Source organism: Sporosarcina sp. Y1004 (assembly GCF_057669665.1).
This window is the reverse complement of record NZ_JBYHFQ010000011.1, coordinates 1-22,505: the sequence shown is the minus strand read 5'-3', so window position 1 is coordinate 22,505 and position 22,505 is coordinate 1. Positions and strand designations below refer to the sequence as shown.

The following is a 22,505-nucleotide window of genomic DNA, read 5'->3' as shown; positions in this document are numbered from 1 at the left end:
GGTAGATGGGTTTTGATTGCCGTTAATGGATATTTAAAATGGTCCGATGAATCAAAAGGTGTTACATTCACAAAGTTGCACAGGAAAAATATGCGAGAATTCATTTATTCCATTCGAAAAAACCTTGTCAAATAGGTACCCGTTAAAAAAGAAAAAGGTTTAGTTATAAGGGATTCTTTAGTTCAACCTATATTATCATCAATACAAACTTACTGTAGAGTGAGTTTCCGGAACTTCTTGACATGTTCATGTTGTTTTAAGGCCAAGTAAAGGAGCGTGCATTGTTTGAATGAATGCAAATCGATATTCAATAATAGTTGCAGTTGCTGCAATCTGTATAACAGAGTGTTGCGGTGAATGTACAGTTTCCTTGCGGCTTGGCTCATGTTCAATTGTTCTTCGCAATAAACAAGGAAACTCTCGATGAGTGCAGCCCCATTTGAATGAAGGCTTAGCTTTTCAATGTAATTATTAAGTGTCTGTTTAGCAGGTAGTTTGATTTCCTCTACTAGGGCAAGGGATAGTAGATTCCAATCGTCGATGGAAACAATTAATTGTTGAAAGTTGTTCATTCTGGCAATCGCCAAAGCTTTTCTTGATTGTTCATAGGACTGTAGGAGTCCCCCGATTGTTGAGAAAGAGTCGCTATATGACAACATAAACTTGCTGTCTAAATCTCTGTTTTCTAAGAACATTCTCAACGTATCGGATGTATAATCTAATCTTTTTTTTGTTGAAGTCATATCGTCTGAATTGACATGTTTTAAAATAGGCCATTGACCTGTAGTTAAGGGGGCAACGATATCTTGTTCATTATCAATAAATAACTTTGTTAAGCATAAGAAAAGATCCTGTTCTGTTTGGTTAAACGCTTGCGTAATTTCGATAGAAGGAGATTGAGCAATTACGAATGGTATATCCAATAAAAAACAGCGCCTCGATACCCCTAGTGCAAAACCATGCATTTCACAGTAGTTTTGAATTCTTCTATAATCCCCTTCATCTTGATAACTGAGAAGACGGTGAATGAAATCTCGCATCATTTCCATTTGGGAGGCAACTGTTTTAGAACGGAACTTTTCCATAAGAAGCATTTCGATATGGGATTGGACAAATTGTACGTACCGTTCAACTGTTGCTGGGTCTCCTATCAAGCCGAGTACACCAACTGTTTCCTGTTGGAAGCTTATGGGGGCAGCAATTCCTGGTAAGACGTTGACTAGTCCAGCTGTTAGTTCTTTCGAGAAAAACATGATTTTTCCAGACTTAGTAACTTCCGCAGAAACGATGTGATGTGAACCAAGTCGTTTATTGTCCGTACTTCCAATAATCATTCCAGTATTATCCGTAATACTAATCGGGATTTCTAATATTGAAGAAAACTGTTCAACGATTGATTGTGCATAGTGCCCAATGACTTGCAATTCAATCCCACCTTACTTTAATTAAGTATTTATAATTATCCCTATTTTCAGAACACTTACTACTCATTATTATATCAGAACATTGTGCACATTGAACGTTTTCTTTAGAAACTATGAAAGTATAATAGAAGAAAGGCTAATTCAGTTGATGAGAGGAAAATCATATGTGGTGTTGAGTGGGACAAATCAAATGAATTTAGTGGATATGAAAGAAATTTCACAATGTGTCGAAGTGGCTTTGAAACAGTTCTCCGCGTCAAATATGGATACGCCAATTCGGACAATTCTTCTGTTTAGCAAGAAAATTCCGAAGTCGTTATGTCATCAGTTTCGGAAGGTTTACATGCAACGGGTCTAAAGTATGTGACAGTTGTACCTACCAATAAAGACCTTGGGAAAAAGGTGAGTAATGGGTTTGTTCGCTTTCGGATGTTAAGTCGGGGAACGAGCGAGGGGACTTTGCGAAGCCACTCTAGCAGTGAGGAAAATTGAAACAATCTATCTGTACAATCGAAGTGAAGAGAAAGCAAATGTAAAACGGTCTGACTTGCCGTCGTTGATATTGTCGTTGCAAAATATTTTTACGATAAAGCGAGCATAAATAAAGCTAGAGTTCCTGTTGATTTATCATAAAATAGCTAAAGAAGTTTTAAGTATACATTTTTTTAGGTCAACTACTATTTTCGAGGGAGGAATATAACATGAAAAAAGCAGATATTATCATTGTTGGTGGGGGAGTAATGGGGTCGAGTACGGCTTATTCTTTACGTAAGAATGGTTTCGAAGGGAGCATTCTCGTTATTGAAAAAGATCCAACGTACGAATATTCATCAACAGCCCGAAGTGCAGGCGGTTTTAGACAATTATATTCGACGTCCATCAATATTCAATTAAGTCGCTTCAGTTTGGAAGTATATAAAAACTTTGCAGATGACATGGCAGTTGACGGGGAAAAAGCTGAAATTGGTTTCAAACAACGGGGTTATTTATTTTTAGCAACTGAGCGGATGTTACCTTCATTTGCAAAACAACTAGCGTTGCAAAATGCGCTTGGTGTTCCTTCTGAAATACTTTCGTCCAAGGACCTATTGAGTATTATTCCTGAACTGGAAACGGGTGACCTTGCAGGAGGATTGTTCTGTAGAGAGGATGGTTATCTTGATCCGTACTCTGTCATGCAAGCTTATCGTAAAAACGCGCAAGCAATGGGAGTAGAGTATATTTCTGCAGAGGTCGCTTCATTAACGGCGGAAGGTGGACGAATGAACGGTGTTCAATTAGTTGATGGGACAAATTATTCCGCACCGATTGTTATTAACTGTGCAGGTGCTTGGGGAGCTGAGTTAAGCGAAGCGATTGGATTGCCATTACCGGTTGTACCACTGAAACGTCAAATGTACATCTTTGATTTCACTAAAAAATTAGAAAAAATGTTACCGCTTACAATTGATCCGACAGGTGTCTATTTCCGTCACGAAGGGGATAAAGTAGTAGCCGGATTTTCGGAAGATGTAAAACCGGGTATGGATTTTAATTGGAAGCGATCATCATTCGATCATTTATGGCCAATCTTGGCGCACCGTGTTCCGAATTTCGAAAGTCTCAAATTGGAATCGGGTTGGGCTGGAATGTATGACTATAATACGGTGGATCAAAATGCCATTATCGGTGAACATCCATTAATGAAAGGTTACTTTGTTGCACTTGGATTTAGCGGGCATGGAATGCAGCAAGCGCCTGGGGTAGGGCTTGGATTGGCTGAGTTAATTTGTAGAGGGACATATGAAACGCTAGATTTGACGTCACTACGTGTGGAACGATTTGCAGAAAATGATCTAGTGTTGGAAGATGCGATCGTGTAACTGACACGAGCATACCCAAAAAACATAATAATTCATCTCCATTCATTGAACAAGCCTGTTTGAACAAATTTCTAAGGTTTATAATCTGTAGTTCAATGGGGTTTTGTAACTTAGTATAGCCTATCCGTTGTTCTAAGGAAGACGGTTTAAGAATACCTTATTTATAGATCTATGGACAAACTATATCTAACAGAATAAACGAAAGAAACTTGCTTAAATTTTGTTCTCGTAAATAAAATCGGAGAAGAGAAGCTAACAATTGTATCGAAAGTAGAAGGGGATGATTATGGAGTCAATCGTTTGGTGTTTCTCAAATATTGGCTAGAAAACGAATTCTGAAATAGAAATTAGGCTACTAAAGAAGCATTTCAAAAAAGGGTACTTACCTTTATCATTCAAAATTAAAAGTGTCTCAGGTTATTTAATTAGTAAAGTAGATGAATGGAATATTAATAGGAAAATCGCATTTTTCACCGAATTAATGAGAAAGTACACACCCGACCCATTTGTATTTGCGATTGGTTTAACACTAACTTTACTACTAGCAATGCTTGTAGAAGGAGAAAACTTCCTTAATCCGACGTTGGACTGAGGGAATGGCTTTTGGGATTTGTTGTCTTTCACAACACAGATAGCGGTTATATTAGCAATGGGTAATGTGTTAGCAAGCTCGCCTTTTGCCGATATGATATTAACTAAAATCGTAAGTAAGGTCAAAAAACCAAGAACGGCTATAATCGTTACAACATGAGGAGGGAATTTATGAATAAAGTCCGCACAATGGAAGAAATGCCTTTAAGTAGGTTCCATTTTAAAATGTTTACTTATACCGGTGGGAGTGCATTCCTCGATGGGTATATTCTCGGAATTATTGCGGTAGCACTTGCTGTCATGCGGCCTCAATTCGATATGTCTTTAACCGTCATGGGTCTAATTGGAACGGCAACTCTTGTGGGGATGTTTTTTGGTGGGGTGTTGGGAGGCTATCTTACAGACCTTATTGGCCGGAAGAGGATGTTTATCATCGATTTGATTATCGTTGCTCTTGCGTCGATTCTTCAGTTTTATGTCAATGATCCCATGCAGTTGGTCATTTTACGATTTATTTTAGGTGTTGCAGTAGGGGCAGATTATCCCATTGCAGGAACCTTAATGGCGGAATTTTCACCAAAAAAAAATCGTGGCACCTTACTTGGGGGGCTCGTTGGACTCTGGTATACAGGTTACGCCATTTCCTTTTTGGTTGGTTACTTTATGCTATCCATCGGTGATACAAGCTGGAGATGGATGCTTTTAAGCAGTGCTATCCCAGCACTTATCTTGCTTATCGCACGTTTAAATATGCCAGAATCCCCTCGTTGGCTGGCTAACAAAGGAAGGGAAAAAGAAGCAAACGCTATTGTTCGGAAAATTTACGGGGATCATGTTGTCATGTCGGAAGAACCAGAGAGTGAGAAGAAAACCAAATTTCTCGATATCTTTCGAAATGGTTATGGGAAATGGACGATTTTCGTGGCAGTTTTCTGGTCGCTTCAAGTCGTTCCCACCTTTGCGATAGGAACTTATATCCCTGAGATCCTTTCACAATTTGGCTTTGCCAATGGAACGAGGGAATATCTAGGATCGGCGGTCATTAATATCGTCTATCTTGCGGGCTTGCTTCCTGCCCTTTATTTTGTTGAAAAATATGGAAGAAGACCTACGCTCATTTGGCCATTTTTAGTATCGTCTATCACTTTATTTGTACTAGGAGCAACTTCCGGATTGAATGTGTCATTTGTTTTTATCCTCATTCTCTTTATCATCTACGGAACGTTTAATACTGGGATGGGAATTCATCAATGGATCTATCCGAATGAGCTTTTCCCAACCCATATTCGGGGTACGGCAGTGGGCTTTACTACAGGAGTAAGTCGTATCGCCTCGGCCATTGGTACGTTTTTCTTCCCGTCCTTTTTGGCGAATTATGGTTTGTCATCTACGTTGTATATTTGTGGGGCATTGTTTTTCATTGGATTTTTAGTCTCTACATTCATGGCCCCAGAAACAAAGAATATGAGTTTAACGCAAGCTAGTTCCATGAACAAAATTAGTAATCAGCAGAAGGATAGCTTCGCACCGAGGAAAAATATTAATTAGAAAGGGAGAACCTTTGTGGAACAGACGAAATTCTAGCCATTGACCGCAATATAAGAGAGTTTTCGATAGTGCTTTTGAAGGAATTGATTATTACTTTGTTGATTCGGAGCATGGGACAATGGAGTGCGGGGACATCATCGACCCATGTGCAGCGAACTGTATCTAAAAAAGGCGAGAAATCTAGGATGCGGATTTAGCTATAACTTAAAACATTCTCGTATGAATCAATTTCATAATCCGTACTTTAAAAAAATCATAGTGAAACAGAATTTTAATAATTCCTTAAAAAGACGAATGAAATGGCTGATTATGCTACGGTTAGGTGAAGTTTAGTAAGTCTACCAACTGCTAGTTTGCAGGTATTGTAAACAATATAACCAAGTCGAAATGAACTTTAGCTTTCTTCCCTGTACAATGATAAATCTTAACCAATAGAAAATACCTCTTGAGATAGGCGTTCACACGTTCGACCGAACTTCGTTCCTTATAGATATCAGCCCATTTCTTCAAGATTGACTGTGGATTTCTGTAATTAAGTGTTTGCGGTGGACCAAAACGGGACTGCTTCATCACCAATTAATTTATTTTTATAAGGGGGAATACACAATGATAAATATTATGAAGGAAACCAAATTAGAGAAATTATTTAGTCCTTTAAAAATCGGTAAAAAAGAGGTGAAGAACCGAATCGTTTCCACAGCGCATGCAACAGGATGGGAAACGAATGGTTTATTGAATGAAGAACATATCCGTTATCATGAACAGAAGGCGGTAGGTGGAGCAGGACTCATCATGACATTTGGTTCTGCTTCCGTTCAAAAAGAGTCTTCTGCTTCTTATGGTTCCATCAGTCTTTGGGATGAACGAAACGAACCAGCTTTGAAGGACCTTGCTGACCGTGTACATGCCCATGGTGCGTTACTTATTTCTCAAGCAACCCATATGGGAAGACGTGCTACATCTGTTATTGATGGAAAACCAATTTTCGCTCCATCATCAATCCCGGAAGGTGTTCACAATGAGATTCCACATGTCATGCGTACGGATGAAATCCCCCCTATTGTCCAGGCTTTTTCGGACGTTGCGAAACGACTGGAATACTGTGGATGGGATGGGATTGAGGTTACTTCCTTTGGGGGACATCTCATTGAACAGTTTTGGAGTCCGAAATTAAATAACCGTACCGACCGTTATGGCGGGGATTTTGAAGGAAGAATACGATTCAGCATTGAAGTGATTGAAGCTGTTAGGGCTGCGGTATCTGATGATTTTATCATTAGTTTCCGTATGACTGGAGACCCTATGACAGATGCACTGGGACTCGATCAAGAAGATATGTTGAAAATTGCAAAAAGGTTGGATCAACTAGGTTGTATCGATTTGTTTAATATTAATGGAGGCACAGGTGCAACTTATAAAGCACAGGCGGCTGTAGTACCTGGAGATACTTTTGAACGCGGGATGTTTAATAGTCTTGCTAAAAGGATGAAGGAACATCTTTCCGTTCCCGTATTGGTTGCTGGTCGAATTCTTGACCCATTTCAAGCGGAAGAAGCACTAATGCAAGAAAAATGTGATTTAGTTGGATTAACTAGGGCACTAATTGCAGATCCAGACATGCCAAAACTGGCTGAACTGGGAGAGTTTTCGAGAATTCGCCCATGTATTGCCTGCAGTGAGGGATGCATTGGGCGATTATATTCAGGAATTCCTATGATTTGCACGGTGAATCCTGCTATTGCAAACGATTCCCTCTATAATATAACACCGGTCAGACAAAAACAAAAAATCGTGATTGTAGGCGGAGGCCCTGCCGGTATGGAGGCTGCACGCGTTTCAGCTACAAGAGGAAATGAAGTCATCCTTTTGGAAAAATCCGGACAGTTGGGTGGAAAAATATTATTTACTTCGGCTACCAAAGAGAGGCCGCATTATGGATTGCATGTAAAATGGCTGGAAGAAGAGTTAACACGACTTGGAATTAAAACGCACAGGAACATTAACGTAACGGTGGAAAATATTCTGGAATTTAATCCAGATGTGGTAGTACTAGCAACTGGTTCCAATTATTTGAATCCATTCCTGAAAGAGGCTCAAACAATCCGCAATGTTGTTTCAGAAGTAGACGTATTAGGTGGAAAGATTACTATCACTTCCAATACGAAAGTAATTGTCTATGACCGTGAAGGGGTTTATCGTGGTTCAAGTGTAGCTATTTTCGCGGCGGAAGCGGGGGCTGAAAAAGTAGAAATCGCAACACCGCATTGGTCCGTTAGCGATAAATTGGATGATATGAGAAAAGCTGAGATGTATAGCCTTCTAGGAAAAAATAATATTATACACCTCCCTAGTAAGGAATTAACTGTGAAACCGAATGGACAGCTTGTTATGAGAGATATGTGGACGAATGATGAGAGAATAATAAAAGACAATGATGAATTCGTCGTGTTAGTTGGTTTTGAAGTAGGGGATAATCTCCTGTATGAAAATATTAAATCAGCAGCTCCTGAAATTAAACTGTACCAAATAGGAGACAGTGTTGCCCCCAGACGATTGCATGATGCAATTAGCGAAGGAGCACATGTCGCTGAAAGCTTGTGATGGGAAATTTAATATGATTATGTTTATTTAATGAAATTTCTATGCAGTACCCATTGCAATTATAGAAAAAGACAGAATTGCAATTTGGTTCAAACAAAAGTGGGAAGATTCACCCGAAAAATTAGCCCGGACGAACTCCTCCAATTTTTCAACGTCTTAAGTGGCAATATGAGCGTCATCGGTGTAACTTTAGGAGGTAATTTACGCTTATTTTAAGTGCTATTTTGCACATCCAAATTAATGTTACCCCAATCCCAATTGTAGCAAAAAGGAGGTGGGAATGTATTCAAAGATAAATTTACTGGAGATAGACCGGAATTTAACAAAATACTCGAGTCGTTAAAAAAGGACGACACATTTAGATCGTTTTGCCAGATCAACACTTGATGGAATTAATACAATCAAGGAGTTATTTGAAAGAGGAATTAAGATTCATGTTTTAAATATGGGGCTGGTTGAAGACACGGCAACAGGACGATTAATCTATAGAGTCATGTTAGACTTTGCGGAGTTTGAAAGAGATATGATAGTCGAACGGAGGTAGGAAGGCAAAGCAATAGCGAGGCTGGATCCTGAATTTAAAGAGGGGAGGCCGAGAAAGTACACTGCTTAGAGCTAAACGTAGTAGTAAAGGGATGCAATTCTCGTTTAACATAAAGTTATGAATGTCCTTACTACATCGGCTAATAATTCAGGATGAATTATTGTTTTTACTTCTTTATGCACAAAAGCTTCTGGGTATAGCCAATCAGAATTATTGGTGATTGGGCGGTAATACTAAATGTATTACCGCCCTTTTACCGCGAGATTTAACTTTCGTTATATAGCTATATTGGTAGGATAGTAAAAAGTGAGAGGTGGGAATTATTTTACGCTTACCTCTTTACGGATGAGTATTTGTAAATTGAAATTGACCAGCAGAAACACAGTTTACAAGGTAAGCGTAAAATAGCGCGCATCTATTTTACGTTTTTTAAATATATGATAATCCTATCAAGATAGTGGTGGTTAAGGTTGGTTTTGTACAGAAGGTTTCTTCTGGTACAGTTTTATCATAAAAATCCACTGAAGGCAAATACGGATTAGATGTAACACTTTATATTTGAGCAGGTTTATATTTTATAGGATTGCTGGTTTCTCTCGTTATCGCACCGGAAACGTATGACTTTGGCTGAAGCCAGTTCATTGAACAATAAAGAAATTGTGAAAAAAGTACAAGTAAATACAACTAGTGAATATAAAACACAATAAGTAAAGTTTACATTGGGAGGTTGAGTATGGAATTGGAGAAGTTGGTTCGAGTTGTAGTCAAGGGGAAAGTGTTAGTGGAAGGAGAAGCACAAGGATTAGTGGAAGGGACACATGAAATGTTAAGCTTCTGGGGTGGTTACGATCCAGATACAGGAGTAATTGTGGATCAGCACCATTCCCTCTTAGGGAGAAGTTTGGTTTCAAAAATATTGGTGATGCCTCGGGGAAAGGGTTCTAGTACTGGAAGTCCAGTATTACTAGACGCAATTGTTTCAGGAACTGCGCCAGCAGGGATATTGTTGAATAAAGCCGATGAAATCATTTCACTTGGAGTTATCGTATGTAAGGAGTTTTTTGACTTGAGTATTCCAATTATTTTGTTAAACGATGATGATTTTGCTGAAGCGGTTTTGGCAAAAAAAGCGGTCCTTCTTAAAGACGGAAAAGTAGAACTGTATCAATAATGTAGAAAGGAAGGGTTCCATGTTGGCTACAGTAAAACTTTCAGATTTAGACCAGCAGATGTTGGACGGGAAAGAAGGAAAGGCAAAGCAAATTGCCATGAAAATTCTTTTAAGAATAGCTGAAATTCAAGGTGCTACAGAGTTGATTGATATTTCACATGTCCATATCGGAGGATGTATTTATACTGGTCAAGGAAGTTTAAAGGTGATTGAGTCATTAGCGGAACATAGTGCAAAAGTATCTGTTCCAACAACTTTGAACGCCATATCTGTTGACAGGAAAAGATGGAAGTCACAGGGGATTGATGCTACCTTTGCGAAAAACGCCGATCGTTTGGCAAAAGCATTTGAGGAGATGGGAGCAAAACCAATCTTTACTTGTACGCCTTATGTGTTTCCGGATGTACCTAAGCTTGGCGACGATATAGTCTGGGCAGAATCAAATGCAATCGCCTATTCAAATAGTGTTTTAGGGGCACGAACAAATAGGCATGGGGACTTTTTAGACATTTGCGCAGCAATAACAGGAAGAGTTCCGCGAGCAGGGCTTCATTTAGATGAAAATCGAATTGGAAACTTCTTAGTGCAAGTGCCAGAGCTAAAAAAAGTAGATTCCTCATTTTACGCAGTTTTAGGTTATTTGGTAGGAAAGAAGACGGGTGAAAATATACCCGTCATTGAGGGAATTAAAACTAAGCCGACCTTGGAAGAACTTAAATCGTTCAGTTCTACTGTTGCCACAGCCGGACCTGTAGGGCTATACCACATGGTTGGCGTAACTCCAGAAGCAGCAACGAAAGAAATGGCACTAGGAGGAAAAGAACCTAAAAGTGTATACCTCGTAACTAAAGAGGATTTAATGACAGTTTGGAAACAGCTATCAACTAGTGACGAAAAGAAGTTGGATTTAGTCGTCATGGGAAGTCCACATTTTACTTTAGATGAATGTAGAGAACTGGCAAACTTGATTGAAGGGAAACGATTGAATCCAACAGTAGATTTTCTTATTACAACAAGTACGTTCGTCTACAATCAAGCGGAGGAATTGGGATTAATCGAGAGGATTGAAAATTTTGGGGCTCGATTTAGTACAGATTTTTGTTTGTGTATGCTAAATAAAAGAATGTTTTCGGAAAAAATACAAACGATCATGACGAATTCAGGGAAATTTGCACATTATGGGCCTGGGCTTGTAAACAAAGGTGTTTATTTTGGAAATATGAGAGATTGTGTCAACTCATCAATTATTGGTGAACCAGTTATAGAAAAACCGGATTGGCTGGCAATCTAAAAACAAGTAGTAGAACGTTTATTTTGAAGGAGGCAAGATTTTGCTATTACTATCAGGGGATGACGTTAAAAAATCCCTTTCAATGCGGGAAGCTATCGATGTTATGGAAGGTGCTTTTAACACTTATTCAAACAACGAATATATCATGCCAAAGAGAACATTTTCGGAAGTTAATGGCGAGGATAATTTACTCATCATGCCTTGCTTCGTAGATGATTGCATCGGTTTAAAAGTTGTGACATCCTACCCATCCAATAATGCAAGGAAAAGCCCTGTGACACAAGGAGTTGTGCTTATCAATGATCTTGAAACCGGGGATCCACTTTCTCTTATTAATGGCACAATATTGACGGCGGTAAAAACTGCGGCAGTTTCAGGTGTGGCTATGCGTTTTTTTATGAAAGATGCAAAATCGGTCGGATTAATTGGGACCGGTTTGCAAGGCTTATATCAGCTTATAGCTGCTATAACTGTGACTTCGGTAAAGACAATCTATTTATTTAATCGATCTCCCGAAAAAATTAAAATTTTCATTCGGGAATTCCGAGAACTATCGGGAAGTGATGTTGAAGTTATTGCCGTAAATGATGTCTATCATCTACTTGATAAATCTGATGTCATCATAACGGCAACTACGTCGTTGACTCCCGTTCTTCCAAACGAAGAAACACTATATAATGGAAAGTTAATTGTAGGAGTAGGATCTTATAAAAGTAATATGAGGGAACTCCCAGAAGCACTATTTAGAAGGGCGGATTATTATTTTATTGATTCGGAACATGGGAAACACGAGTGCGGAGATATTATAGACCCAATAACTAATGGCTGGATTGACGAGGAAAATGTTATTTTGATGTCCGAAGCGCTAAGCCATGAAAATATGCTACCAAGTAGAACGATAAAGAGCCCCATAGTTTTTAAATCAGTTAGCATGGCTTTATTCGATGCGTGCATAGGAAACTATGTATACAAAAAAGCCAAACAACTAGGGCTCGGAACGAAATTCAAACTATAAAACAAGTTACTACGTTGGATAGAATTCTAGATAATTAATATAGATTATTAAAAAAAGGTTTTCGTCCAAGAGAACTATGGATGGTTGATAAAATGATTGCCATGAAACCGCTTCGCATCGAAGTCATGGCAGTTGAAAATCTACGAAATACTTACAGGGCAAAGGTCTTTTTGAATATGATGAGGAAATAATAGTTACATACAGATTTGAGCCGTTAAGGAAATTCTCTTTAACGGTTCTTTGTATTCGGATTTCTAGGAAAAGAGTATTGCGAATACATCCTCCACATGTCCAGTTTGGAATGATATTCCGACAAGAGGGACACCGCAATCTGGCTTATGCAAAGTAAACAGTCAGAAAGCCTATTACTAAAGGATATAACCTCTGTTTACTTTGTATAATATATTTTTTTCCTATTCAAATAATCACTAGTTCTATTGTTCCCGCTGAGCAGATGGTTAAAAGCAACACAATGGAAACGCCTCTGCCTAGATGTTTAGCAAATGGACAGCGCTACCTATATTAGGGTATTTACCTTTTCCGCAAAAATAACAATTATCCGATAAATGTAAATCTAGTCAACCTTTATGCAACACTAGTGAAAGGATGTAACTACATTATATATTTCTGATATTTTTGCTATGTGATTCTATTTTTGTTAATATTAATACATATCTAATTGTTTCATAGTCACCGTTACCACTCGTGAAAGTCATTACACTTTTTGCGTATGCAGAAAGAGATACGGCACAAATTTCCTTTGTATTCCTTATTTTAAGGAGAAGTCAGGTAAACGTATTACACTTGAAAACTGTAGATCCAGCAAAAAAAGAAATTGAAATCCTACAGGGATTTGTTGATTTGGTCGAGTCCTTCCAACCGGAAACACTGGAAGAACAAATTATCAAGGAATACGCATACATAGGTAGTATTGAAAAGGTTGCGATTAAAGTAAATGAGATGGGTTATTTGTATGATGGTCGAGTATTTGAGAAAGAAGATATATCGAACATCATTAAAAGCAAACCTACGAACGACCTGCATAAATTGATTAAGTAAGGGTATTTAAAGAAGACTAGACATTCAAGGCGTAAAATTCCAAAATATATTTGGTAGGATACATCAATAAGGATAATGTACAAATAAGATCACATGAAGAAGTTGAGCTATAGGCCAATCTGGTCTTTGCTCTTTTCTTTTTTGATTATTAATCCTGTAACATTTAATATAGAAGAAACATATTAGGTCGAAGGAGTGGTGACTATCGCTAAAATAATACCATTCAAAAACAGACAGCAATTGGAAAAAGAAAAAGCAGTAAAGGTTATTCGGGAGTGGGAAGAGGTAAATTGGCAGCTTGTAGAAGAAAGAGAAGAAGAGAAAGAACGTTATTTATCGCAGGGTGAAATTGAGTGGCTGAATGAGTGGGTAAAAGATAATGAATTCGATAAGTAATAAGTAAAATTAATGCTTTATATTGATTTCTTCTAAACAGATAATCTAAACAAAATTAACTATCACGACCTATCGACTTCAGGTATCTGGGGAATCTACTAGATCAATTCCCATTAGGGATGTTACGCGGACAGCTACTGTATGGGAAAACAGTTAATACATGATTCATTTGCGTATGATATTCAGAAAGCGACCCGTCTGTAAACGGATAATCTAAACAAAATAAAATATCACGGCCTATCGACTTCAGGTAACTGTGGAATCTTTAGAACGTGATTGGGCAATTTTCGAAAAGGGCCCGTATTTGAAATTAATTAACGAAACTCTAAAAAGCATCCAGGTTGAACTGGAAAAGACATCCATCTATCTGAACAGAAATAACATGAAAGTCATCAAGGGAAAGACTGATGTAACATTCACCGATTACGTATTTATCTATAAAGGATATCAGGACCATCGGAAATACTTAAATGTCCGTCTACGTAATCGAACTGAAGAGTTGATGAGTGAGTGCTTAGCAATGACTGAAGAGCTTGTGAATGAGAAATGACAGTGGATAGAGGGTTTCGTCCAGAGTTTATTCCGGATAGGAAGGGAACTTAGATGAACAATATAGCGGGCCGTCATGATATTTCGATGATTAAGCAGAAAGGCCAAAAAATAATCAGTTTTATGTAAAAGCACTCAACTTCGTAGATTGAAAGAACGGTCAATCAAGATGATCCGAGTATGTACTATTTTTTCTATGGAGATTTAACTGGCAGTAACGGAACAGAATTAACTTTCATATTCCGGTGGTAGGAAGTACGAAACAAGTAACGAATGCCATTTCAAGAATTGGGATACACGTTCCATCTTATGACAGCTCGCTCTATTGGATAGAAATGAATTGCTCGATGGAAACACGGGGAGTTGACTAAGTATACAGGACGTGATGCACTCCATTTCGAAGATACTGAGGGTTTACGCCTCTTATTAAATAATAGTGATGACGAAGTGCCGGAATTTTATAGAATAACATCGCATTTCTTGGAATGGGTACTTAAGAAATCACCGTAACGTCATCAGAAAGTTTAGCGAATATATTTAGAAAATCTTTTTGGAGAGGTTTTTTAACAATTTGCTATTACTATAATTCGATTCTAAGTAACGTTTCTAATGTTGAAAAACTTAGTTAGTAGAATGGTCCCTGAGTGAAACCAAGAACAACCTGGCAAGTTCCTATTCCGTGAAGCCGATAATCTATAATCCCGAAATGGTATGCAGATGGTTAACGTTACGTTGTGTTAGTTGTCAATCCACCACGCAAAGGATGTGATGAGGAATTATTGAAGACGATCTTGGAATATAAACCGAAACGCGTTGTCTATGTCTCCTGTAATTCAGGAACATTGGCACGGGATTTACGCATACTCGAAGATGGCGGATATCGCATGCAGGAAGTTCAGCCGGTGAATATGTTCCCGCATTCGAGTCATATTGAAACAGTCACTCGCCTAACGAGAAATGACACGACATTAAAATAAAAGCCTAACCCTCGTTTCTCTATTTTGTAATTAAAGGGTCGAGGGTTAAATCTTTTTACAATCATTTTTGTATTTAGAACGTTTTATTTCTTACGCTTTACTTCGATTCTATAGCCGTCAGGGTCAGTAACAAAGAAGTAAGAAGGTGTTTCACCTGAAAGTCCTCTCAATTCACCTGTCTCATAAGAAGAAGCATTACAAATTTTATGCATTTCTTCTAAATCATTTACTGTTACACCTAAATGACTGAAACCATTTCCTATAACATATGGATCTGCATCATAATTGTAAGTAAGTTCTATTTGTACTGAAGAACCTGGTGAATTTAGATAGATTAAATCAAATTTATCTTCAGGGAATTCTCTGCGACTGGCTACTTCAAAATCAAAAAGCTCAGTATAAAAATCTAAAGTAGCATCAATGTCTCTAACACGTAAACAAATTTCAACGAGCACTTGGTCCATTTTATCATCCTCCGTAATTTTATTGATTTTATCTTATCATAGATACTATATAAGTACATTTGATTCGATTGAATAAAGTTAATTGTTATTTAAAATGGTTGTTACTGATTTAAAACAGTATCTTAATTCCGACATAAATTATAAGTATCTATCGCGTTATTAGAAAATGATACGACGTTAGGAGCAGATCATTCACGTGGTGTGCTGTTCACTACTCGTAAGAAAAGATAAATAAGGGATGTACAGTGAGTAAGAGCCTTTCTAAATGGAAAGGCTCTTTAATAATACTGCCAAGATGATGCAGAATAGATAAGGTGGTATCATGGGGGTGTCGTCGATCAATGTAAATAAGGTTGATTACTTTTAATGTTTAGTTACTGCATCCTTCCGTCAGAAAATACAGTTTATTCAAAAAATAGTTATTTACTAAAGCTTGGTCTTCTACAACTGCGCCCTTTTGTTGAATAAACCACTCTTCCTATTTATGATACCGTTCATCGTTATTAATCCTAAACTAAACTTTTCTCTGAAAAAGGTAATTGGGTAAACTTCTTCAACAATCTGGCCCGATTATTGAAGAATATTTTTAAAGTGCCTGTCACAACTCGAATCCTGTCGAAAGAGCTTAACAAATTTTGGGTTGTGCCAGGCACTGATTATTCGCTATTTATCATTCGGCAAAAAGCAATCCAGTAATTGTTTTGAACTCCTTTTCTACACTCCGACTCGAATCCCCTTAGAAGTCATCACGGGCGTTGCGCAATTCGATAAAGTCCTCCAATGTTTCCACTTGCAGAAAGAGGTTAATTTCCTTCTACCTGCCGATCGTTGTCGGGAGTGTTGGCTCTCCTTTTGCACGCAATTCACGGACTTCTTCCAATACTTTGGAAACTTTTTCATTATCCGGCTGCATGTCGTATGCAAAACGTAAATTAATTTCGGTATACTCGTGACCAGGATAAATATTTATATCATCATCCAAGCGTTTAAATTTCTGCAAGGTTTCATATTGAGCTTCGTAATCACCGGTAAAAACTCGACCGCATCCTGCTGAAAACAAGGCATCCCCGCAAAAGAGATTATTTCCCATTAAAAAACTGATATGGCCATGTGTATGCCCCCCCGTTTCGGAGACTTGAAAAGTTTGGCCCAACAAGTTAAAGGTGTCCCCTTCCTCTACAACACGATTCGCCAAGGCCTCCGTTTCTTTCGGTCCATAAATCTGACTTTCTGGATGTCTCGCCATAATCTCCAGTACCCCGCCGATATGGTCTTCATGCTTATGCGTTAAAAGAATGGCCGCCAAGCGAAGCTGCTTTTCTTCGAGGTAATCAAGGACACCATTCGCTTTTCCCGGATCAACCACAACTGCCTCTGTTTCTTCTTGAATGCACCATATGTAATTATCAGCAAAGGCTTTGATTGGATGAATAATCACCTTACGATTCCTCCTCTTTTCATATATCTGATTTGCGGCTTGGAGACTAGTTTTTCCTCCTTCCGCTGACAAGTTTTGGTTTACCTCACTATCATAACATGGAGATTATTAATATACATGGAGGAGATCAACCTTCTCTGTCTGTAATTCAATCCTTAATCTTGTCAACTTCTTTTAATGAACCATAGGTGTTTTGAATTCTTTGTATTCTCGAAACAATTGCATGGAAAAGTCTAAATTCATTAGTGAAAAAATACTAATGAAGTTATTATTATGGCCATTCAACCATTGGTGTTGAATTTCCGTATTACTCAGAAGTGATAATTCCGGTATTAAAGAATTGTTTTTGGACATTTTACTTTTAGAATGATAATAGAGATAATGCAACCAAATTGGTACAACAATTTTCATTATAGGATTTATTGCATAAAGACATGGTAATTCACTAATTTAGGTACACACTACTACATCCATATATCTGCGATTACCAATCAAGCCACGTAGAGTGTGTTGCGTGGTTGGAGTTGTAGTGTGAATTAGGAATAGAGAAGTTTCTTTTCATTTCCTTAATAGTCGCGAATACTAGAGTGAATTTATATTTTAAAATCAAAAAGGCATCCAGATTCGGATGCCTTTGTTTGTAACAATTTTTTTGAAGCTGATTACATACCACCAGTTACAGGAATGGATTCACCTGTAATAGCACCAGCGCCTTCAGAGGCTTAGAATACTGCAGTTTTACCAATTTCAGACGGTTCAAGTAAACGTTTGATCCATTGTTTACCTAAGATATGTACTGAATCAATTAATGCTGTATTAAACTACACAAAACACGTTTCATTCAGCCATTGAATGAAACGTGTTATTTTTATTGTCTTTTTACGGAAGGGGGAAACCGCAAATTGTTTTTTAAGACTAAGGGTTAGGCACATTTTCGAAAAACAGAAATTACCTCAATCGTTGCATTCACAGTCATTGCAATTGTTTATATAAATCTTGCTGATCCAGCGAATTTTTCTCGGACCTTCATTCCAAAACTTATTGCTGTACATTTTTTCACTGTTCAAGTAATCAGAGGATTGGAGCTCTGGACGTTTAATCGGGAAGAAAAGTCGTATTATTATCAACTTTTTGGTGCTTCGATGTTTCTTGCTTAGTTTTTAGTTATCTATTTCTCGGAAGGTTATCTACCCTAGTCTTTCAAGTTATTTATGTCGATGAATCGATTGTATAACTTTTATTAGAAGAGGGTAATTCAAGAATCGGGCGAGATTCTTGAATTAGAGTCGTTGTTCTTATTCAACTAACGAGTGCCATCCTTAAAGAAGGAGAAGCACCTTTTTTGCTGAATTCAAAATATGGCAGAAGAGTTTAACAAAAATATTTAGTTGAAATGACTAAAATATTTAGATCGAATTTTCTACTTGTTCATTTTTAGGGAGCTTGACTACAGGCACCGCCCCAGCCCTCCGACCCATCCATTTACATTTCTATCAAAATACGATAGTATTAATGCCAAGTAAGTTAATCTGAGATGGGGTATATAGATGGAACAAACAACAGTAAAGCGATTTAATTTCAGTCCAACAACCGTTATAACGGAGCTAAATCCAGTACAAAAACCTCTGTTGAGTGGAGGAATTCTTGCAGCAATTGTGTTACTTATTGCGATTGTCGGTACGGCCGACTGGATTCAAGGAGTCTTATATATTCTAGGTTTGGCGCTTGGTGCAACATTACTTCATGCCCGATTTGGGTTTACATCAGCCTTTCGAAGACTGATGTCTGTCGGTAATGTGCAAGGTATTCAATCACATATGGTTATGCTTGCCGTTGCCTCCACATTATTTGCAATCATTTTAGCTACTGGATTCAGTTTTACTGGGGTTACTCCTACGGGCTATGTTTCTCCAGTTGGATTGAGCGTTATCTTTGGTGCATTTATGTTCGGAATTGGGATGCAGCTAGGAAATGGCTGTGCTTCAGGAACATTATATAATCTTGGTGGTGGTGGATCGTCGATGATCCTCACACTAATTGCTTTTATCGCTGGATCAACATTAGGTGCGTATCATCTTCCATTTTGGATGGGAACGCCATCGCTCGAGCCATTTTCTCTTGCTGAATCGACTGGTCTCGGATTCTCTGGTGCTTGGATCGTACAATTGGCACTCTTCGCACTGATTTATTTCGCGTTGGCGCGGTTCGCGAAAAAAAGAAAGCCACCAATGATGAAACCACTTGCTACTACAACAGGGGTAAAACGGTTCTTCCGTGGGGCTTGGCCATTAGTTGGTGCAGGTATTGTACTAGCAGTTTTAAATGCTGCTGTTCTTTCCGTACGTGGTCAACCATGGGGAATTACGTCTGCATTTGCTCTATGGGGTGGTAAAGCTTTAGATTTCGTCGGTGTTGACGTGGCTAGCTGGGGTTACTTTACAGGAGCCGCCGGTGAAGCATTGAATCAATCTGTTTTAGCCGATTCAACAAGCGTAATGAACTTTGGTATTATCTTAGGTGCATTTATCTCAGCAACAGCCCAAGGGAATTTTAAGCCAAAAAAGGTTAAGCCTGGCGTTGCATCTGCAGCGATTGTCGGTGGACTCTTGATGGGATACGGCTCTCGCCTCGCATTCGGTTGTAATATCGGCGCATACTTCGGCGGGATTGCATCATTTAGCTTACACGGCTGGGTTTGGGCTATTATGGCAATGTTAGGAACGGGATTAGCATTGTTTATCCGCCCTTTGTTTGGTATGACCAACCCGAAGAAATCAGATTTATTCTGTTAGCGTACACAAATAAAAAGGCTAGAACCGATGACGGTTCTAGCCTTTTTATTTTCCTTTCGACAAAAACCTGGAAGTGACAGTGATCAGCCCCCTTATAATGGAAAAATAGTATATGATAAACACACGATATTAATGAAGTTTTATGGGGAAAGAATTACAGACCAATTAACTGCTTTACCGATTGAAGTTATTACAACACATGTTCACACAGACCATATAGGAAGTCATGGCGAATTTGAAGAAATCTATGTCCACGAAGGAGATAGAGATTGGTTAATCAACGGGATAAAAGACTTATCGATCGAACAGATACGAAAAGAAGTAAGTAGAGATATAACATTACCTATACCGAAAATTTTTAATCTCGACACATCTCGACCATTTTAAGGGGAACCAACAGGTTTGTTAAAATACGGAGATGTATTTAATTTAGGGAATAGGACATTAATTATTTATCATACTCCTGGACATATATCTGTTTTTGATGAAACAAATGGTTATCTATTTACAGGGGATTTACTATATGATGAAACCCCAATATACGCTTTTTACCCATCAACAAGCCCTGTGGATTTAGTCAATTCATTGGAAAGGATTTCAGAGATACCAAATGTTTCAATGATTTACGGATCACATAACACTTTAGGGCTTGAACCAAAAATTTTAGAATAGGTAAAAATTGCAGTTAAGTTTTTAAGAGAAAATAAACTTACTAAGTTTGGTACAGGAATTCATAAATTTAATGTTTTTAATATACAGTTTTAAGCCTTTTATTTGAACCGTTAGGTAGTTTTCTAACAATAATCTATGTAAACTTTGTTGTTGTTGTTGTTGTTGTGCTAACGGGTGCTTTAGTCCATTGAATTATGTGAAAAAAAGCAATATAATGAATTCGTTACCAAAAATACATCTAAAGTGGGGATACCATCATGACAAATATTAAAAATGTGATTGATTCGGAATACAAGTTATACATCAACGGTGAATGGACGAACGGTTCAGAAGGTAAAAAATTAGATGCGATTAACCCAAGTAATGGAGAGAAATTAGCGACATTCATTGACGCTACTCATGAAGATGTTGACGCAGCAGTAGTTGCTGCAACAGAAGCTTTTAAAACATGGAAGAAAATCGGTGTAGAAGAAAGAAGTAATTTATTACTTAAAATCGCTGATTTAATGGAAGAAAACAAAGAGAAACTTGCACTTGTAGAAACGCTAGATAACGGAAAGCCTCTTCGTGAAACGATGAATGCTGATGTTCCATTATCAATTGATCACTTCCGCTACTTTGCAGGCGTCATTCGTTCTGAAGACGGTACAGCAAAAGAGTTAACAGATGAGCTTATTACAATTACACTTCAAGAACCTATCGGTGTTGTGGGACAAATTGTACCATGGAACTTCCCGCTGCTTATGGCGGCATGGAAAATCGCACCTGCACTTGCTGCTGGAAATACGATTGTGTTCCACCCATCATCTACTACATCTCTTAGTGTATTAGAATTCGCTAAAATTTTGGATCAAGTCTTGCCTCCTGGCGTCTTCAACCTTATCACAGGTAGAGGTTCTTACTCTGGCGATTATATGTTAAACCACGAAGGCTTTGCAAAACTTGCTTTTACTGGCTCAACTGAAGTAGGACAAACAGTGGCGAAAGCAGCAGCTGAACGATTGATTCCAGCTACCCTCGAACTCGGTGGTAAATCGGCAAATATCATCTTCGATGACGCAAATTTTGAACAAGCACTCTCTGGTGCTGCGATGGGGATTTTATTTAACCAAGGTCAAGTATGTTCAGCAGGAAGCCGAATTTTTGTTCAAGAAGGTATTTATGACAAATTCATTGCAGCGTTAGTAGATAAATTTGAAAATGTGAAAGTTGGTCTTCCGTGGGAAGAAGGCACACAGATGGGTGCACAAATTAACGAAAACCAGTTAAACAAAGTATTGGAATACATTGAAATCGGGGAAAAAGAAGGGGCAAAAGTTCTGACTGGCGGAAAAAGAATAACTGACGGAGAACTTTCCAAAGGGAATTTCACAAAACCTACATTGTTAGAGGCTACAAATGACATGAGAGTCTCTCAAGAAGAAATCTTTGGACCTGTCGCAACGGTGATTAAGTTTAAAACGGAAGAAGAGGTCATTGAACTAGCGAATGATTCCGAATATGGTCTTGGTGGAGCAGTGTTCACGAGTAACTTAAATACGGGTATTCGTGTCGCAAAAGGCGTAGAGACAGGACGAATGATGGTTAATGCACAACACTTGTTTTTTGCTCATACCCCGTTCGGCGGAGTTAAAAAATCAGGTATAGGTCGAGAGACTCATAAAATGATTCTGAATTCTTACACGCAAACTAAAAATATTATCATTAACTTAGGCGAAGGAACCAATGGTATGTTTTAATTAAATTCGAAAAATAAAAAAGCAAACGTGAAATTACTAACGGGTTCGGTTGATGGGGAGAAAACATTAAAAAACACAGAGTTCAGGGACACAATTCACATATGAATTGGTGTCCCTGTTTTTGTTGTTGCATCAACATTTAGATGCTTTATATTGATGAATTGGTACCACAATTGGCACAGGAATTAACAGCAGCGCATAAATATATGTGCCTTTGTTAATTTCGTTGTTAAAACACTTACTAATTGGATATTGGAAAGAAAAATATAGAAGGAAGTTGAGAAATCTATGCTAAAGTATATTGAAGATTGCGAAATAATGTTATTCAACTAACGGGGCAGCATTCCTGTTTGAAGGATGTTCGGGGTCTTG

At 38.1% G+C, this 22,505-nt stretch carries 17 protein-coding genes and 3 pseudogenes; 17 read left to right on the top strand and 3 right to left on the bottom strand.

The annotated features are described in order from the left end of the window. Positions 1-209: 209 nt before the first annotated feature. On the bottom strand, positions 210-1,424 hold the full coding sequence (locus AC25Y6_RS09605; RefSeq protein WP_488142829.1) for a sugar diacid recognition domain-containing protein: 1,215 nt from the start codon (positions 1,422-1,424) through the stop codon (positions 210-212). 701 nt (positions 1,425-2,125) lie between these two features. Between AC25Y6_RS09605 and AC25Y6_RS09600 the strand changes: the two genes are divergently transcribed. From AC25Y6_RS09600 to AC25Y6_RS09540, 13 genes and pseudogenes are all read left to right on the top strand, one after another. After that, a complete protein-coding gene (locus tag AC25Y6_RS09600; RefSeq protein WP_488142828.1) occupies positions 2,126-3,286 on the top strand; it encodes an NAD(P)/FAD-dependent oxidoreductase in 1,161 nt (386 codons plus the stop codon). Between the two features lie 649 nt (positions 3,287-3,935). Continuing rightward, positions 3,936-4,037 (top strand): hypothetical protein, encoded by a 102-nt coding sequence (locus AC25Y6_RS09595; RefSeq protein WP_488142893.1) that lies wholly within the window; start codon positions 3,936-3,938, stop codon positions 4,035-4,037. An 11-nt stretch (positions 4,038-4,048) separates the two neighbouring features. After that, entirely contained in the window at positions 4,049-5,425 is a 1,377-nt protein-coding gene (locus tag AC25Y6_RS09590) for an MFS transporter (RefSeq protein WP_488142827.1), read from the top strand. 606 nt (positions 5,426-6,031) lie between these two features. Further along, positions 6,032-8,026, top strand: coding sequence for an oxidoreductase (locus AC25Y6_RS09585; RefSeq protein WP_488142826.1), 1,995 nt, complete (start codon positions 6,032-6,034; stop codon positions 8,024-8,026). Positions 8,027-8,056: 30 nt separating this feature from the next. After that, positions 8,057-8,242: a sugar transferase gene (locus AC25Y6_RS09580; protein WP_488142825.1), complete on the top strand. Its 186-nt coding sequence runs from the start codon at positions 8,057-8,059 to the stop codon at positions 8,240-8,242. Between the two features lie 66 nt (positions 8,243-8,308). Next, positions 8,309-8,633: pseudogene (locus AC25Y6_RS09575) on the top strand (recombinase family protein); the annotation flags it as partial. A gap of 670 nt (positions 8,634-9,303) precedes the next feature. Further along, entirely contained in the window at positions 9,304-9,741 is a 438-nt protein-coding gene (locus AC25Y6_RS09570; protein ID WP_488142824.1) for an aconitase X swivel domain-containing protein, read from the top strand. 22 nt (positions 9,742-9,763) lie between these two features. Next, a complete protein-coding gene (locus AC25Y6_RS09565) occupies positions 9,764-11,032 on the top strand; it encodes an aconitase X (protein WP_488142823.1) in 1,269 nt (422 codons plus the stop codon). 40 nt (positions 11,033-11,072) lie between these two features. Next, positions 11,073-12,047 (top strand): ornithine cyclodeaminase family protein, encoded by a 975-nt coding sequence (locus AC25Y6_RS09560; protein WP_488142822.1) that lies wholly within the window; start codon positions 11,073-11,075, stop codon positions 12,045-12,047. Positions 12,048-12,752: 705 nt separating this feature from the next. Continuing rightward, positions 12,753-13,106: a hypothetical protein gene (locus tag AC25Y6_RS09555; protein ID WP_488142821.1), complete on the top strand. Its 354-nt coding sequence runs from the start codon at positions 12,753-12,755 to the stop codon at positions 13,104-13,106. A 198-nt stretch (positions 13,107-13,304) separates the two neighbouring features. After that, the gene (locus AC25Y6_RS09550; protein ID WP_488142820.1) at positions 13,305-13,502 is read left to right on the top strand and encodes a hypothetical protein; all 198 of its coding nucleotides are present in this window, start codon (positions 13,305-13,307) and stop codon (positions 13,500-13,502) included. 256 nt (positions 13,503-13,758) lie between these two features. Continuing rightward, positions 13,759-14,052 carry a YhjD family protein gene (locus tag AC25Y6_RS09545; RefSeq protein WP_488142819.1) on the top strand — a complete coding sequence of 98 codons (294 nt, stop codon included), beginning with the start codon at positions 13,759-13,761 and terminating at the stop codon, positions 14,050-14,052. A gap of 691 nt (positions 14,053-14,743) precedes the next feature. After that, positions 14,744-15,028, top strand: a pseudogene (locus AC25Y6_RS09540) (23S rRNA (uracil(1939)-C(5))-methyltransferase RlmD); the annotation flags it as partial. Positions 15,029-15,111: 83 nt separating this feature from the next. Here AC25Y6_RS09540 and gloA read toward each other — a convergent pair. After that, complete coding sequence (gene gloA, locus AC25Y6_RS09535) at positions 15,112-15,492, bottom strand: lactoylglutathione lyase (protein ID WP_488142818.1); 381 nt, start codon at positions 15,490-15,492, stop codon at positions 15,112-15,114. 814 nt (positions 15,493-16,306) lie between these two features. After that, complete coding sequence (gene gloB / locus AC25Y6_RS09530; protein ID WP_488142817.1) at positions 16,307-16,930, bottom strand: hydroxyacylglutathione hydrolase; 624 nt, start codon at positions 16,928-16,930, stop codon at positions 16,307-16,309. A gap of 947 nt (positions 16,931-17,877) precedes the next feature. On the opposite strand from gloB, the gene AC25Y6_RS09525 reads away from it, so the two are divergent. From AC25Y6_RS09525 to AC25Y6_RS09510, 4 genes and pseudogenes are all read left to right on the top strand, one after another. Then, on the top strand, positions 17,878-18,087 hold the full coding sequence (locus tag AC25Y6_RS09525) for a DUF4181 domain-containing protein (RefSeq protein ID WP_488139829.1): 210 nt from the start codon (positions 17,878-17,880) through the stop codon (positions 18,085-18,087). Between the two features lie 390 nt (positions 18,088-18,477). Continuing rightward, positions 18,478-19,722, top strand: a complete 1,245-nt coding sequence (locus AC25Y6_RS09520; RefSeq protein WP_488139677.1) for a YeeE/YedE family protein — start codon at positions 18,478-18,480, stop codon at positions 19,720-19,722. Positions 19,723-19,869: 147 nt separating this feature from the next. After that, a pseudogene (locus AC25Y6_RS09515) lies at positions 19,870-20,487 on the top strand (MBL fold metallo-hydrolase); the annotation flags it as partial. Positions 20,488-20,651: 164 nt separating this feature from the next. Then, a complete protein-coding gene (locus tag AC25Y6_RS09510) occupies positions 20,652-22,133 on the top strand; it encodes an aldehyde dehydrogenase family protein (protein WP_488142816.1) in 1,482 nt (493 codons plus the stop codon). The last annotated feature ends 372 nt before the right edge of the window (positions 22,134-22,505 follow it).

What these genes read in the sequence shown, in the direction of transcription:
- AC25Y6_RS09585 (WP_488142826.1), top strand. Translation starts at nt 6,032, where the DNA reads ATGATAAATATTATGAAGGAAACCAAATTAGAGAAATTATTTAGTCCT.
- AC25Y6_RS09600 (WP_488142828.1), top strand. Translation starts at nt 2,126, where the DNA reads ATGAAAAAAGCAGATATTATCATTGTTGGTGGGGGAGTAATGGGGTCG.
- AC25Y6_RS09590 (WP_488142827.1), top strand. Translation starts at nt 4,049, where the DNA reads ATGAATAAAGTCCGCACAATGGAAGAAATGCCTTTAAGTAGGTTCCAT.
- AC25Y6_RS09510 (WP_488142816.1), top strand. Translation starts at nt 20,652, where the DNA reads ATGACAAATATTAAAAATGTGATTGATTCGGAATACAAGTTATACATC.
- AC25Y6_RS09570 (WP_488142824.1), top strand. Translation starts at nt 9,304, where the DNA reads ATGGAATTGGAGAAGTTGGTTCGAGTTGTAGTCAAGGGGAAAGTGTTA.
- AC25Y6_RS09595 (WP_488142893.1), top strand. Translation starts at nt 3,936, where the DNA reads ATGGGTAATGTGTTAGCAAGCTCGCCTTTTGCCGATATGATATTAACT.
- AC25Y6_RS09580 (WP_488142825.1), top strand. Translation starts at nt 8,057, where the DNA reads ATGAAATTTCTATGCAGTACCCATTGCAATTATAGAAAAAGACAGAAT.
- AC25Y6_RS09520 (WP_488139677.1), top strand. Translation starts at nt 18,478, where the DNA reads ATGGAACAAACAACAGTAAAGCGATTTAATTTCAGTCCAACAACCGTT.
- gloA (WP_488142818.1), bottom strand. Translation starts at nt 15,492, where the DNA reads ATGGACCAAGTGCTCGTTGAAATTTGTTTACGTGTTAGAGACATTGAT.